This is a genomic window from Flavobacterium sp. PLA-DH12, assembly GCF_059511845.1.
Genome location: NZ_JCAMPD010000011.1, coordinates 85,660 through 100,792 on the forward strand (window position 1 = coordinate 85,660; position 15,133 = coordinate 100,792).

Here is a 15,133-nt window from a genome sequence, read left to right on the forward strand (position 1 = left end):
TAATGCAAAAGATTTTGCTGAATCGATTAAACAATTAACCGACTAAACAGTTAAACAACTCTTATTACAAAATAATTTTTCTTTCCGCTTTGCAATAAAACGAATTGATTGTTGATTAAATCATTTGCTGTTAAAACAAAATCTTCTTTTATTTTTTCTCTATTTACAGAAATTGAGTTTGCTGTTAAAGCACGTCTCGCCTCTCCGTTAGATTTAAAGAAACCTGTTTTTTCGTTTAAAACAGTAATAATATCCAATCCGTTTTCCAAATCAGCTTTTGCGATTTCAGCTTGTGGAACTCCATCAAAAACTTCTAAAAAAGTAGCTTCATCCAGTTTTTTCAAATCTTCTGCAGTAGAATTTCCGAATAAAATATTTGAAGCCTGAATCGCTTTCTCTAACTCTTCTCTATTGTGAACAAAAACAGTAATTTCTTCTGCCAGTTTCTTTTGTAAAACTCTTAAATGTGGAGCCGTTTTATGCTCTTCGATTAATGCGTCAATCGTATCTTTATCTAAGAAAGTAAAGATTTTAATGTATTTCTCTGCATCAACATCTGTTGTATTTACCCAAAATTGGTAGAATTTGTAAACAGAAGTTTTATCAGCATCCAACCAAACGTTCCCACCTTCAGATTTTCCGAATTTAGATCCATCTGCTTTTGTAATCAAAGGAGTTGTTAAGGCGTAAGCTTTAGCATTCTCACCTCCCATTCTGCGCACTAATTCTGTTCCTGTGGTAATATTACCCCATTGGTCAGAACCACCCATTTGCAGAATACAGTTGTTGTTTTTATATAAATGATAGAAATCGTAACCTTGAATTAACTGATATGTAAATTCTGTAAAAGACATTCCCTCACCTTCACCGCTAAATCTCTTTTTTACAGAATCTTTAGCCATCATATAATTTACGGTGATTCTTTTTCCAACTTCACGTGCAAAATCGATAAAAGAGAATTCTTTCATCCAATCGTAGTTATTCACCATTACTGGTGCATTTGCTTCGGTTGAATTAAAATCTAAGAAACGAGACAAAACACTTTTGATTCCAGCTACATTTTTAGCTAGAGCTTCTTCATCAAGTAAGTTTCTTTCATCAGATTTACCAGAAGGATCTCCAATCATTCCTGTTGCTCCACCTACTAAAGCGATTGGTCTGTGACCAAAATTCTTTAGATGAACCAATAAAATAATTTGAACCATACTTCCGATGTGCAGTGAATCTGCTGTTGGATCAAAACCGATATAGGCAGTGGTTGCTTCTTTTAGCAATTGTTCTTCCGTTCCAGGCATACTATCATGGTATAACCCGCGCCATTTTAATTCTTCAACTAGATTCTTCATTTTTTTAAATAATTTGCGCAAATGTAATCAATGTCAATGGCAATCACAAAAAGCAATTTCATTATCAACAATAAAAAACCATTTCAATACAAAATTTAATCCTTTAAGCTAAGAACATGATACTGAGATTAATTCGAAAACTCTCTTTTCTAAATACAAAAGTCCAAAGGATAAAAAAATCTATTTACGGAAACACGTAAAAATCTATTCTATTTTTTCTTTAGATTCGCCCACCAAAAACTACCAAAATGAAAAAAACTTTTTTACTTATTCTTTTTCTTTATTGCACCTTGAGCAATGCACAGGTTTCTTTTGAAAAAGGGTACTTTATTTCCAACAATGGAATACGAACAGAATGCTTCATCCGAAACTTAGATTGGAAAAACAATCCAACCGATTTCAAATATAAGTCCCTGATTGGCGACAATGATTCCAAAACAGAAACCATTGCTAATGTTCAGGAATTTGGTATCGACAATACTGTAACTTTCAAAAGAGCCAAAGTAAAAATGGATCGTTCCAGTGACAATTTAGACAAACTATCAGAAACCGGACAACCTGTATGGGAAGAAAATACTCTCTTTCTAAGATTATTAGTTCAGGGAGAAGCAACACTGTACTCGTATACTGACGGAAATCTTATCCGATATTTTTACGAAACAAAGAGCATTCCATTAGAACAACTTACGTATTTAAAATACACTTTGACAAAAGGAGATAAATCAACCGGAGAATTAAGAGAAAATGATTACTACAAACAGCAATTAAACAACAATGTAAGATCAGCCAATACAGCGGACAGTGAGATTACGAATCTAAAATATAAAAAGTCTGATCTTACCAGATACTTTCTAAAATACAATAATACCGACAACAAAACAAAAAGCGGTGTAATATCTAAATCTAGTAAAGGTCATTTTCATTTAAAAATAACACCTGAGCTTAGTTTTATCTCAGGATCTATGAATGATGGAGACAGTCCGTCAATAGATGTAAATTTAGATAGCAATACTAATTTAAAAATAGGCTTGGAAGCAGAATATCTTCTTCCTTTTAACAATAACAAATGGAGCATCTTTTTAAACCCGGCTTATCAAAAATACGAAACCACTAAGCAATACAGCAGACCAGGTCTTTTTGCGGGATCACCTTCTGTAACTCGTAACATAGAGATTAAATACTCCAGCATCCAAGTTCCGATCGGATTGCGTTATTATTTTCTTATCAATAAAAATTCAAAGATTTTCATAAATGCCGCTTACTCTTTTGATATCAACGGCAAAGCAAGTTTATCTTTTGATAAAAATGCAGAACTTGAAAGTAAATCGGGATCTAATTTCGCTTTTGGAGTAGGTTACAACTTTAAAAACAAATTCAGTGCTGAGATTAGAACAAACACCAAAAAACAGCTATTAACGGATTACAACACCATTTCTGTTGAGTATAAAGCCATTGATTTGGTATTTGCATATACTATCTTCTAATACACAAAAAGACACTAAAGCAATGATAAACATTTGTCCGTTGCTTTAGTGTTTTAAATAATTTACACAAATACAATCAATGGCGATGACAAAAAAAACTACCACTAAGCGGCAAAGTTTTTTATTTCTATAAAGTTTACGTTAAGCCTTCACAAAAAAAAGCAAAAACTTTGCGTCTCAGCGCCTTTCTATCAAAAAGAAAAAAACCTTTACAACTTTGTCCCTCTGCAACTTTGCACCTTTACAACAAAAACTTATCTTTACAACATGATATTAGTAACTGGCGGAACAGGTTTAGTAGGCTCACATTTATTGCTTCATTTAATGGAAAATGAAGAAAATGTTCGGGCAATTTACAGAACCGAAAAGAGTATCCAGAAAACAAAGTCGGTTTTTGATTTTTATAAAAAAACAGATCTGTTTGAAAAGATCAATTGGCTTGAAGCCGACATTCTAGACATACCTTCGCTTGAAACTGCTTTTATCGACATTAAACAAGTATATCACTGCGCAGCATTTATTTCATTTGATCCAAAAGACGAAGAAATTCTGAGAAAAACCAATATTGAAGGAACTGCAAACATCGTCAATTTTGCGATTGCCAAAGAAACAGAAAAGTTTTGCTATATCAGTTCGATTGCTGCTTTAGGAGATATCGCACCTCACGAAACACATATTACCGAAGAAACAGACTGGAATCCTGAAAAACCGCATAGCGATTATGCCATTTCTAAATATGGTGCCGAAATGGAAGTTTGGCGTGGGCATCAAGAAGGATTAAATGTTATTATTGTAAATCCAGGAGTAATTTTGGGTCCGCTAAAAATGATGGATATTTTTGATGAAGGCAGCAGCGAGATTTATCGCAAAGTTTCTAAAGGACTTTCATTCTACACGCTAGGAAGCACAGGCTTTATCACTGTTGATGATGTGGTAAAAATTAGTTATGAACTAATGAGAAGCGATATAAAAAATGAACGCTTTACACTCATCACAGACAATATTGTTTTCAAAGATCTTTTAAACACCGTTGCTGATGCTTTAAAAGTAAAAAGGCCTCATATTCACGCTACACCTTTTTTAATGAATCTATTATGGATGGCTGACGGAATATTTACGACTTTATTTTTCAGAAAAAGAAGCATTACAAAAGCAACAGCAAAAGCTTCGTATTCAAAAAATCTGTATAGTAATGAAAAAATAAAAACCGCTCTAGGAACGGTTTTTACTGATATTCATAAATATATTTTAGAAAGCTCTAAATTATAAACCTCTTCTTTGCTTTCTTTTTGCCAGCTTAATTGAATCGATGTTAACTTTCGGAATTCTTTTTTGAACTGAATCCTTCGAAACTTCTTTCGTTTCTTTGGGCTTATTTTTATTTGCTTTAGCCGCTTTCTTTTCATCAATTTTAGCTAATGAATCTGCCGCTCTCTGATTTACAGCAATTCTTTTATTTACCACATCAAACATGTCTTTATAACTGTCGTAATCAGAAGCATAATACATATTGTTCTGCGCAAATTGAAGACTGTCAACTTTATATTTTTTTAAAATAAACTTCGTCGGATTGTTTTCTATCGAATCTAAAGACAATGGTTTCTGATATCTCATTGCTTCCAAAAGAGATAAATCATACATAATATCGATCATCTTATCTTTCTCAATAAGCTTTGCAGGCTGTTTTACCACCTCTTTTTTACAGCTTATAGAAAGAAACAAAACCAATAGTATTACTATAAAATTCTTCATCGTCTTTTTTTATCTGTCAAACAATAATCTTTTACCCGCTCTGGTATCTTTTACTTTGAAATTATTGTAAACCAATTCACCGTTTACAAAAGTATGCGTAATTCTAGATTTGAAAGTATAGCCTTCAAACGGAGACCATCCGCATTTGTATAAAATATTTTCTGGTTTAACGCTCCAAGGCAGACTTGGATTAACGATTACTAAATCGGCATGATACCCTTCTCTGATAAAACCTCTTTTTTCTATTTTGAAAATCTTGGCTGGATTGTGGCACATTTTCTCCACGATTTTCTCCACACTAATTTTTCCCTGATGATGAGCTTCAAACATTGCCACAACAGCGTGTTGTACCAACGGACCTCCAGAAGGCGCGTTTAAGTAAGACTGCTGTTTTTCTTCTTTTGTATGTGGAGCATGATCTGTTGCAATTACGTCAATTCTTCCGTCATTTAAAGCTTTCCAAAGCTCTGCACGATCTTCGGCTGTTTTAACCGCAGGATTCCATTTAATGAAATTCCCTTTTGTTTTATAATCTTCATCCGTAAACCAAAGATGGTGTACACAAACCTCAGCAGTGATTTTTTTATCTTCTAACGGAATTTTATTAGTAAACAACTCCATTTCTTTCGCCGTTGAAAGATGGAAAATATGCAATCTCGCACCTGTTCTTTTTGCTAAAGCTACTGCTTTTGACGAAGAAATATAACAAGCTTCTGCACTTCTAATTAAATTGTGTGCCGTTACAGGAACATCGTCTCCGTACTGTTCTTTAAAAGTCGCAAGATTATTTTTAATCGTAGTTTCGTCTTCGCAGTGAACTGCAATTAGCATTGGAGTGGTTGAGAATATCTTTTCTAAAACCGCTTCATTATCAACCAACATATTTCCTGTAGACGAACCTAAGAAAATCTTAATTCCCGCAACATTCTTTGGATTCGTTTTTAAAACTTCTTCCAAATTATCATTTGTTGCACCCATCATAAACGAGTAATTCGCAAATGATTTTTTTGATGCAATCTGATATTTATCTTCTAAAATTTCCTGAGTAACCGCATTCGGAACTGTATTCGGCTGTTCGATAAAAGAAGTAATTCCTCCCGCAACAGCTGCACGAGATTCCGATTCGATATCACCTTTGTGAGTTAATCCCGGCTCTCTAAAATGCACTTGATCGTCTATTGCGCCCGGCATTAAATAATTTCCTTCAGCATCGATTACGATACAATCTGAAGTTTTTAATGAAATGCTGTCTGCAATTTCAACAATCAAATCGTTTTCAATTAAAACATCACCTTCAAAAATTGTCCCTTCGTTTACAATTTTGGCATTTTTTATTAAAATCCTGTTCATTTCGGTTGGTTTATAATGAATTTACTAATTTTCTTAATCTAAGTGAAATCACACCAAGAATAGCTTCTTTAATAATAGCATTACTCATTTTAGAAACTCCTTTTGTTCTATCAGTAAAAATAATTGGGACTTCGGTAATTTGAAATTTAGCACAGTAGGTTCTGTACTTCATTTCAATTTGAAACGCGTACCCGACAAACTTTATTTTATTTAAATTGATTTTCTCCAGAACTTCTCTTTTGTAACAAACAAAACCTGCAGTGGCGTCGTGAATTTTCATTCCAGTGATAAATTTCACATAAACAGAAGCAAAATAAGACATCAGAACTCGGCTTAACGGCCAGTTAACCACATTTACCCCTTTTACATAACGAGATCCAATTGCAAGATCTGCTCCACCAAAATGGCAGGCGTCGTATAATTTTTCTAAATCATTTGGGTTATGCGAAAAATCGGCATCCATTTCAAAAATAAATTGGTAGTCACGCTCCAAAGCCCATTTAAAGCCATGAACATAGGCAGTTCCCAATCCTGATTTTTTTGTTCTCTGTTCTAAAAAAAGTTTTCCTGGATATTCTTCCTGTAATGCCATCACTTTTTTTGCAGTATGATCAGGAGAATTATCATCGATAATCAGCAAATGAAAAGATTTATGCTGCGAAAGTACAGCTCTAACTATACTTTCTATGTTTTCAATTTCGTTATAAGTGGGAATTATGACAATACTATCATTCATTTTTTTCTCGGTAATTTCACCGCAAAAGTAAACTTTTTATAGCATTTGATTCATAATAAATATATAATAAAAGTATTGCATCAAAAAATTACTAATTTTGCAAGGCTATGATTGAACAATTACATCCTCGAATTCTTGAAAACAAAGACTGGGCAACACTTTTATTTGTGCTGACCTTTGCTGTTGTTGCCATGACAAAATCGGCGTACGAAACAAGATTTAGTGAATTTAGTAAACTTATTTTTTCTGATAAATACGCCAAAATTTATAGAGACAACAGCCACATGAAAAACAGCTTTACGGTTGGTTTATTTTTTGTGCAGATTGTATCATTTGCCTTTTTTATCCTGCTTACGCTAAATATTTTTGGCCACGCTTCAAAAACCGACTGGGTTTTATTTATTCAGATTGCAACTTTCCTACTTTATTTCATTCTAGGAAAGTACTTAATCGAAAAAATTGTAGCCACTTCCTTTAATATTGACGAATTTGTAGAGCTTTTTAACTTACAAAAAGTAACATACAGAACTTACATTGGCGTTTTAATCCTTCCAATCAATGCTGTTTTGTTCTATTACAACAATATTCCGCAAATTATACCGCTAGCAATCATAGGCATTTCGCTGTGTATTAGCGTATACTCTTACTTTATTTCAATTAAAACGTATCAAAACGTAATTATCGGCAAGTTATTTTATTTTATTTTGTATCTTTGCGCTCTTGAAATAGCCCCTTATTATTTTCTCTATTATTGGGTAACAAAAGGGAGTGCTTAGAAAATATTTATAATATGAAAGTGAAAACAATTTTGGTGTCACAGCCTGAACCTAAAGTGGAGAATTCTCCTTACTTTGAGCTCCAACAAAAACACAAAATAAAAATTGATTTCAGACCATTTATTCATGTAGAAGGGGTTAGCGCAAAAGAGATTCGATTACAAAAAATCGATCTTAATCATTACACTGCGATCATTTTAACAAGTAGAAATGCTGTAGATCATTTTTTTAGAGTGGCTGATGAAATGCGTTACAAAGTTCCTGAAGGATTGAAGTATTTTTGTCAATCTGAGGCTGTTGCGTTTTACCTTCAAAAGTATGTTGTGTACAGAAAACGTAAGATTTACGTTGGAGCAAAAGATTTTGCAGATTTATCTCCGCTAATTAAGAAGTACAAAGACGAGAAGTTTTTACTTCCTGCATCTGACCAATTAAATGCAGATGCTCCTGTTACATTAAACGGTCTAAAAGTAGATTGGGCACAAGCAATTTTCTACAGAACTGTAATGAGTGATTTATCTGACTTAGCAGATGTTTATTATGATGTCTTAGCTTTTTTCAGTCCGACAGGAATTAAATCATTGTTTAAAAATTTCCCAGATTTTAAACAAAACAACACCAGAATTGCCGTATTCGGAAGCACAACACAGAAAGAGGCTCTTGATCATGGTTTAAGAATTGACATTCTTGCTCCAACTCCTGAAACACCTTCTATGACAATGGCTTTAGAGAAATACGTTGCAGAAGCAAACAAAGGGAAATAATCCTTTTTAAAATATTCAATTTTTTAAAATTCCAAATTCCAAGTAACTGCTTGAAATTTGGAATTTTTGTTTTTAGGATTTTTTCGCTCGTTTTCCTGTAGTTGAAACTACGGTTTATATTTCAATTTGAATTTGGGATTTGGGATTTGGGATTTCAAAAATTGGGATTTCCTTTTCTAACGCATTTTAATTACATTTGATTTCTATTCAAAACCCAAATCACAAAAATAGTTTCAAATTGTAAGTTATGAAAATCAACTCCCTCTTAATTGAAATCGACGGAATCGACAAGGAAATCCTTCGATACCTAATGGAAGATGCCCGAAAACCAATTTTGCAAATCGCTAATAAAATCGGAATTTCTGGAGCCGCAATTCACCAAAGATTAAAAAAGCTAGAGCAATCTGGCGTAATCTCCGGCTCTAAGTTTACTGTAAACCCAAAAGTTTTAGGGTACAATACAATGGCATTTGTGGGAGTTTATTTGGACAAAGCCTCTAGAAACTCCGAAGCGGTAAAAGAACTTCGCAAAATTCCAGAAGTTTTAGAATGCCATTATACAACAGGAAACTGGTCTGTTTTGATTAAAATTATCTGTCGTGACAACGAACATTTAATGCAACTTTTAAATAACAAAATCCAAGCAATTGAAGGAGTTTCAAGAACTGAAACTTTTATCTCGCTAGATCAGCAGATTGATAGACAGATACAGCTTTAGAATTAGATAATGTGTCAATTTGAAAATTAGATAATTCTAAAATTAAATGCTTCGACTTCCCTAAGCCGGACAAACTTAAAAAAACAAAACCCGACAGGTTTTTAAAACCTGTCGGGTTTGCTATAAATTATCTAATTGACTAATTATCTCAATTAACTAATTAATTCCTTCTGCTTCCAGAATAAATTGATATATAGTACAACAACGTTGCTATTGAACCAATCGCAGCCACGACATAAGTTCTTGCTGCCCATTTTAAAGCATCTTTTGCTCCAGCTTGTTCTTCTTGCGTAAGCATATGTTTGTTTTCTAGCCAAGCCAAAGCGCGATTACTTGCATCATATTCGACCGGAAGCGTAATAACTGAGAACAAAGTTGTTGCCGCGAAAATGATAATTCCGATTAATAATAATCCAGGAAAAACTTTAATCATTAAGATTCCTGCAATTAAAATCCATTGTACATAATTTGAAGCAACACTTACAATCGGCACTAACTTAGAACGCATTGTAAGCCATTCGTAACCAATTGCATGCTGTACGGCGTGACCGCATTCATGCGCTGCAACAGCGGCTGCGGCTGCATTACGATGGTTATAAACTGCTTCACTTAAATTGACTGTTTTATCTGAAGGATTATAATGATCTGTTAACTGACCTGGCGTTGAAATCACACGAACATCTGTAATTCCGTTATCGGCAAGCATTTTTTCAGCAATTTCTCTTCCGCTCATTCCGTTTCGTAATTGCAATTTCGAATACAATTCAAATTTACTTTTCAGCTGCGAGCTTACCAGCCAGCTGAACAACATGATAGCTCCAGCAATAATTAAATATCCTGATCCCATTTTTTTTGTGTTTTTAGATTGATTTTTAAATTTACAAAACAAACCGCAAATTGCGAACCATTTTAACAAAATGCCATTTTGACATCATTTTACCATTTTTGACCTAATTCAGCATATTGTTTTTAAGCAAAAAAGCAATTAATTCTGCCACATTCTTCATTTTATACTTCTGAAGAATATTGCGTCGGTGTGTTTGAACGGTTAAAAAACTCAAAAACAAATCGTCGGCTATTTCCTGAGTCGATTTTCCTTGCGATAGCAATAAAGCAATATCACGTTCTCTTCGGCTTAAACCTGGAATTCTTTCCAAATCTTCAGACAAAGGCTGGCTGATTATGGTTTTTACTTCTTCGCTAAAAACAATTTCGCCATCAATAGCTTTGTAAATACATTCTTTAAACTCATCAAAAGAAGCATTTTTAAGAATATATCCGTTTCCTCCATTCTGAATGAATTGCATAACCAAACTTCTTTCAGACTGGCTGCTCATACCTATAATTACAATTTTAGGATGCTTTTGCTTAATTGTTTTACACAAATCAACTCCATTTATAACGGGAAGAAAAATATCCATTAAAATCAAATCAACTTTATTGTCTTCGATATAATCTAAAAGCGCAATTCCGGATTCGAATTTTTGTACAATTTCTATATTATCTAAATCCGACAGCAAACCAGAAATTCCAGAAATCACAATCGGATGATCGTCTACTATTACCGTTTTATACTTCATAATCATGATTTGGGTTATATTTTAATTCTATATAGGTCGAAGTTCCTTTATCCAAAACTGAATCAATTTCTATTTTTCCATTCAAAAAAGCCACACGGTTCTTAATGTTTCGCAAGCCCATTCCGTCCCTTTTTTCTGCATATTCCAAATTAAAGCCAATTCCGTTATCTTCTACAGTAATAAAAAAGACATCTTTGTTCTGCGAGCAGGAAACCAGAATCTGCGATGCTTTGGCATATTTTAAGGCATTATTTAAAAGCTCTTGAATGATTCTAAAAATCATGATTTTAAAATGCTGAGGCAAGGTTGTTTTTTTTATCAAATACTGAAATTCAATTGTTGTTTCGGCAGTCGAATGTGAAGCACATAAATCTCTAAGCGCATGCTCGAGACCCAATTTCATCAAGCTTTCGGGCATTAAATTTTGAGAAATATTACGAAGTTCTTTAATGGAGTCATTCAGCATGCCATTTATATTAGACGCATTTTCATTCTTCTCACGATCGGGCAGATTCAAATGCATTTTAAGACCAGAAAGCATACTTCCGAGTCCGTCGTGGAGATCTCTTGCAATCCTTTTACGCTCTATCTCTTCTCCTTCAATCAAAGCATTTGAAATCGATAATTTCTGCTGATTTTCTAATGCCTCGAGTTCCTGTTTATGATTTACTTCTTTCTGAAAACTTATTTTTTTCTGATAATTATTCCAGCTCCATAAAAACAAAACCGTCAGAAACAAAACAAATGAAAGCACGGCAAAAAGCATCATATTCAAACGATTATTATTAACCTGAAGAACTGCTTTCTCATTCTCTGACTGCAACAGACCAATTTTCTTTTCACTTTCTGCTTTTTTATATTTTGCTTCAAGCTCTACAATTTCACTTTTCAGTTTAGCATCGTTTAAACTATCGTTTATAACATTGTATTTGTTCGAATAATAATACGCTTTCGGATATTCTTTCGTAGCATTATAAACTTTAGACAGCTCTTTGTAATAATTCTTTTTATCTACAATAAAAGGCGTTTTTTCGATCAAATATTCCAAATTACTTTTGGCTTTGCCGTAATTTTTCAGTTTAAAAAGCACTTCATATTCTGCAAATTTCAATCTGTTTACCGCAATAGCATTATTATGATTTTCTGCAGATTTAATTCCTTTTTCAAAACTCACCAATGCTTCGTCATGTTTATTTTGTTTGGCATAATAAAGTCCTTCCGAATAAAAATAAGAATCATTCAAATTGGATTCCGGAAATTTTTCTAAAGTCTCATAAGCTTTATCTAAAATTTCTTTAGCATCATAAAAATGTTTCAGCTCGACTAAATTCTCTGCATTTATAATATAGGTTTCCATTTTAGACTCTGCTAAAGTTGCAGATTTTTTAGTCGCGCTTTCTATATATTTCTGCGCCTGATCGAGATATTCAGCTGCTTTTTCGCGTTCATCATTATTCATAAAAATAATGGCTACTGCTTTATTTAAAGCGCTGATTAATTCATAATCACCACTTTTTTTAGCAATAGGAATGGCTTCGTTTATCAACAATCTCATATAAGCATTTTCGTTGTTCTTGCGTTGCTGTATAAGACCATAATTCTGGAGTATCACGGCACGAAGTTTATAAGCTTCTTTATTTCGGTATTTTTTGAGTTTAGAATTGGCTTCGAGCAAGGCTTTTTCAAAACCATCTAAATCGCCTTTTTCTATAAAACTGTAGGCATTATAAAAAACAGAAGCATCTTTTAGAAAAGGAAATTTGGCTTTAAGCTTGTTCGCTTCCTGAAGATATTCTTTAGATTTTTTTGCATCCTGCGCCATCAAAAATAGTTTTGACAACCTGAAACTATTTAAGCATTTGACACTATCGGATTTTGTATTTTTTGTGATCTTAACAATACTGTCAATGTAAACAGTATCATCATCTAATGAAAGAATTACTTGTGAATTGGAAATTGCAGTGAAAAATAAAAAAAATAAAAAGGCGTAGATTTTCTTCATAAATATGGCATTTACTCAAAGTTATTAAAGCTTAATGACTTTCGAAAAGAAACCGCTTGCTTTTACCTGATATCAGGTAATAAAAAATACATTTTATCAGGTATTGCCGTCCCGTAAGTAAGGGTCTAATTTTGTTGTAGATCTTACTATTAATTAAATATATACTATGAAATCAATTTTGAAAACCTTAGCAATTGTAATGACTCTTGCTTTTACAGCAGTTTCTTGCAGCAGTGATGATGATAAAGGCGGAAATAACTCAAGAGACGTTAAATATGAAGTAACAGGAAACTTTTCTGGACAGATGGATGCTGCTTATATGGAATCAGGAAATGCTGCACAAAGTGTAGATATCACCAAATTACCTTGGACTAAAGAATTTACTGCTTCTGCAAGTACTAGCGCCGTTGGAATCCAAGTTTCAGGCCATGGAGGTGTTGTCGATCAAACTTTAACTATAAAAATTTACGTTGGAGGAAAAGTAGAACAAGAAACGACCGCTAAAGCAAAAGCTGATGGCACAATCGTTGCAGTTCCTGGCACTTTCGTGTTCCCGCAATAGTTTATAGAAATTTAAAATTTTAGATTTTTGTTTTTGGTAAAAGAAAGCTTCGCAATTGCGAAGCTTCTTTTTTTTATGATTCTAATTGATGATTGACTTCTTCAAATTTTTCAATTAGACTATTTATTTTTTCCTGCTGTTTTTTGGTTTGTTTTGGATGAATGTAAAACCAATTAAACAACATCCAGAATAATGTGATTCCATATATTAAAATTGCCATTGAAGGAGTCATTTTACTCGCATACTCATACATATAAAGGCAAATTCCAACGGTTAACAGAACAAAATACAAAGTCATCAGTTTCGTCTGCATGAAGTTTTGTTTCTTTTTAATTAAAATCAGATTTTGCAAATATTCTTGATTAGTCTGATTTGCTTCAATATTTTTATAATCCCCTAATAGTTTGTTGTAAACCAGTAAATAAATCAACATTGCCAAAATCGTCAAAACAATTCCGATTTTAGTTGAAATAAATTGTGGCTGATAATAAAACCAAATAAAGGCAATGAAAGCACTGGTTGCAAAAAGCAAAATATTTGTAACCCATAAACAACGCAAACTTGTTTTCTTAAACTTATTTATTCGCGCCAGCAAATCGGTCATGTCTGGCTGATTTACGGATTGCTTTTTCCATAAATCTTTAAAATCTATATTGTTATCGTTGTCCATTTTCTTTAAATTTTTGAGTCAGTTTTTCTTTAATTCTATGAATTTTCACTCTAACATTGGCTTCAGAAAGTCCGACGATTTTAGCGATTTCTGCTTGTTTGATATCTTCTAATTCTAACGAGATAATAATACGATCGGTTTCTGGAAGCTCAGCAATACACTTATATAAGAATTGAATCTGAGGTTCTAATGATGTTTGTTTTTCTTCTGAAAGATGAATCGGCAATTCTGATTTTGGAAAACGCTTTTGTTTTTCTATCTGTCTCAGACAATTATTGGAAGCTATTCTAAAGATCCAAGTTCCAATAGAAGATTCATTTCTAAAAGTTTCCAACTTCTGCCAGACAATTATAAAAGTTTCTTGAGCCAAATCTTGAGCGGCGTCGTAATCGTTTACAAATCCCATGCAAAGCCTAAAAATTCTGTCCCAATACGTTTTGTAGATTTCTTCGAATTCCATTTTAAACTTTAATAAAATTGTTTAACTGCTCCATGTACCAAGCGGTATCATCGTACATAATAAAATGCAAGCCATTTGTCGCATACTGAAAATTTGCAGTTTTTAAATTTTTATACTGATCTTCAATTGCTGGTTTTAAATTTATAAAATAAGATTCTAATAGAATTAAAGCCGGGCATTTAATCTGTGCGATTTTTTCTCTTAAATCGATATTGAAAAAGTCACAATACATTTGCCCAAAAGTTGTTCTGTCTGATTTTACACTCCAATCTACCACCATATCCTGCTTAGATGCATCTGCTAGAAGTCTTGGCATGGTCTTTTTTTGCATATCATAAAACTGATCATTGCTCATACCCGTCATTTGATTTACTGTTGAAGAGCAGTCATTATTTATTTTTGATTTAAAAGCAGGATCATTTAAAGCAGCTAAACAAGGAAGCGCATCTACCACTACAATTTTACTAATCAAATCTGGATAATCAGCCGCAATAGCAAGCGCAAGTCCACCTCCCATACTATGACCAATTAAGATTGGTTTTTCAATATTATTTTCTTTGATATAATTGGCAATTCCGTTTTTCCAATTTTCAAATGAAGCATTTGGCTGTGCTTTTCTTCCTGCAAAACCAGCCATTGTAAGTGTATAGCAGGTAAAATTATTTTCGAATGCGGCTTTGGTTTCATTCCAAACATCTCCAGAAGATGCAAAGCCCGGAATAAATATAATAGATTGATCTCCATTTCCAGTTTTTAAAACCTCAAACGGAAATTGTTTTGTTTGTCCGAAAACATTTAGGCATAATGCTGAGAATAAGAATGCGATAATTAAGATGATATACTTTTTCATTTTTAATAGTTTTAAGTTGTTAATTAAATCGGATCCATGCTTTTGATACGACAACTATTAAAATGTTACAACGGGAATGAAAA

At 33.1% G+C, this 15,133-nt stretch carries 16 protein-coding genes; 6 read left to right on the plus strand and 10 right to left on the minus strand.

The genetic code is table 11. The features are described from left to right. Positions 1–50 precede the first annotated feature (50 nt). The gene (gene tyrS / locus AC5ZCW_RS19275; protein ID WP_091135455.1) at positions 51–1,346 is read right to left on the minus strand and encodes a tyrosine--tRNA ligase; all 1,296 of its coding nucleotides are present in this window, start codon (positions 1,344–1,346) and stop codon (positions 51–53) included. Positions 1,347–1,594: 248 nt separating this feature from the next. Here tyrS and AC5ZCW_RS19280 point away from each other — a divergent pair, with 248 nt between their 5' ends. Together AC5ZCW_RS19280 and AC5ZCW_RS19285 are read left to right on the plus strand one after the other, a co-directional pair. Continuing rightward, positions 1,595–2,830, plus strand: coding sequence for an outer membrane beta-barrel protein (locus tag AC5ZCW_RS19280; protein ID WP_496121301.1), 1,236 nt, complete (start codon positions 1,595–1,597; stop codon positions 2,828–2,830). Positions 2,831–3,097: 267 nt separating this feature from the next. Next, a complete protein-coding gene (locus tag AC5ZCW_RS19285) occupies positions 3,098–4,099 on the plus strand; it encodes an NAD-dependent epimerase/dehydratase family protein (RefSeq protein WP_496121302.1) in 1,002 nt (333 codons plus the stop codon). Here the strand turns inward: AC5ZCW_RS19285 and AC5ZCW_RS19290 are convergent. From AC5ZCW_RS19290 to AC5ZCW_RS19300, 3 genes are read right to left on the minus strand one after another with little or no spacing between them, the layout of a single operon-like run. Then, on the minus strand, positions 4,094–4,582 hold the full coding sequence (locus AC5ZCW_RS19290; RefSeq protein WP_496121303.1) for a DUF4296 domain-containing protein: 489 nt from the start codon (positions 4,580–4,582) through the stop codon (positions 4,094–4,096). The two genes, AC5ZCW_RS19285 and AC5ZCW_RS19290, sit on opposite strands and share 6 nt — an antisense overlap. 9 nt (positions 4,583–4,591) lie before the next feature. Next, positions 4,592–5,932: a dihydroorotase gene (locus tag AC5ZCW_RS19295; protein ID WP_496121305.1), complete on the minus strand. Its 1,341-nt coding sequence runs from the start codon at positions 5,930–5,932 to the stop codon at positions 4,592–4,594. A gap of 10 nt (positions 5,933–5,942) precedes the next feature. Next, a complete protein-coding gene (locus AC5ZCW_RS19300; RefSeq protein ID WP_343545036.1) occupies positions 5,943–6,668 on the minus strand; it encodes a polyprenol monophosphomannose synthase in 726 nt (241 codons plus the stop codon). Positions 6,669–6,775: 107 nt separating this feature from the next. Here AC5ZCW_RS19300 and AC5ZCW_RS19305 point away from each other — a divergent pair, with 107 nt between their 5' ends. The 3 genes from AC5ZCW_RS19305 (at position 6,776) to AC5ZCW_RS19315 (ending at position 8,926) form a co-directional block, all read left to right on the plus strand. Continuing rightward, a complete protein-coding gene (locus tag AC5ZCW_RS19305) occupies positions 6,776–7,444 on the plus strand; it encodes a DUF4271 domain-containing protein (protein WP_177211885.1) in 669 nt (222 codons plus the stop codon). A 14-nt stretch (positions 7,445–7,458) separates the two neighbouring features. Then, positions 7,459–8,208 carry a uroporphyrinogen-III synthase gene (locus AC5ZCW_RS19310; protein WP_110347507.1) on the plus strand — a complete coding sequence of 250 codons (750 nt, stop codon included), beginning with the start codon at positions 7,459–7,461 and terminating at the stop codon, positions 8,206–8,208. Between the two features lie 247 nt (positions 8,209–8,455). Beyond that, a complete protein-coding gene (locus AC5ZCW_RS19315; RefSeq protein ID WP_095928286.1) occupies positions 8,456–8,926 on the plus strand; it encodes an Lrp/AsnC family transcriptional regulator in 471 nt (156 codons plus the stop codon). Positions 8,927–9,086: 160 nt separating this feature from the next. Here AC5ZCW_RS19315 and AC5ZCW_RS19320 read toward each other — a convergent pair whose 3' ends face one another. From AC5ZCW_RS19320 to AC5ZCW_RS19330, 3 genes are all read right to left on the minus strand, one after another. After that, entirely contained in the window at positions 9,087–9,773 is a 687-nt protein-coding gene (locus AC5ZCW_RS19320; protein WP_095928287.1) for a zinc metallopeptidase, read from the minus strand. Between the two features lie 103 nt (positions 9,774–9,876). Then, the gene (locus tag AC5ZCW_RS19325; RefSeq protein WP_496121307.1) at positions 9,877–10,506 is read right to left on the minus strand and encodes a response regulator; all 630 of its coding nucleotides are present in this window, start codon (positions 10,504–10,506) and stop codon (positions 9,877–9,879) included. Further along, the gene (locus AC5ZCW_RS19330; protein WP_496121308.1) at positions 10,496–12,508 is read right to left on the minus strand and encodes a tetratricopeptide repeat-containing sensor histidine kinase; all 2,013 of its coding nucleotides are present in this window, start codon (positions 12,506–12,508) and stop codon (positions 10,496–10,498) included. The genes AC5ZCW_RS19325 and AC5ZCW_RS19330 overlap by 11 nt, the downstream gene beginning before the upstream one ends. Positions 12,509–12,674: 166 nt before the next feature. Between AC5ZCW_RS19330 and AC5ZCW_RS19335 the strand changes: the two genes are divergently transcribed. Next, positions 12,675–13,070: an MmpS family transport accessory protein gene (locus tag AC5ZCW_RS19335; protein ID WP_496121309.1), complete on the plus strand. Its 396-nt coding sequence runs from the start codon at positions 12,675–12,677 to the stop codon at positions 13,068–13,070. A 73-nt stretch (positions 13,071–13,143) separates the two neighbouring features. On the opposite strand, the gene AC5ZCW_RS19340 is transcribed toward AC5ZCW_RS19335, so the two are convergent. Genes AC5ZCW_RS19340 through AC5ZCW_RS19350 form a run of 3 tightly spaced genes read right to left on the minus strand, consistent with a single transcriptional unit; the run spans position 13,144 to position 15,050 of the window. After that, entirely contained in the window at positions 13,144–13,740 is a 597-nt protein-coding gene (locus AC5ZCW_RS19340) for a hypothetical protein (protein ID WP_496121311.1), read from the minus strand. Then, positions 13,727–14,200, minus strand: a complete 474-nt coding sequence (locus tag AC5ZCW_RS19345; RefSeq protein ID WP_496121313.1) for an RNA polymerase sigma factor — start codon at positions 14,198–14,200, stop codon at positions 13,727–13,729. Before AC5ZCW_RS19345 ends, AC5ZCW_RS19340 begins: the two co-directional genes overlap by 14 nt. Before the next feature lies 1 nt (position 14,201). After that, on the minus strand, positions 14,202–15,050 hold the full coding sequence (locus AC5ZCW_RS19350) for an alpha/beta fold hydrolase (protein WP_496121314.1): 849 nt from the start codon (positions 15,048–15,050) through the stop codon (positions 14,202–14,204). Positions 15,051–15,133 lie beyond the last annotated feature (83 nt).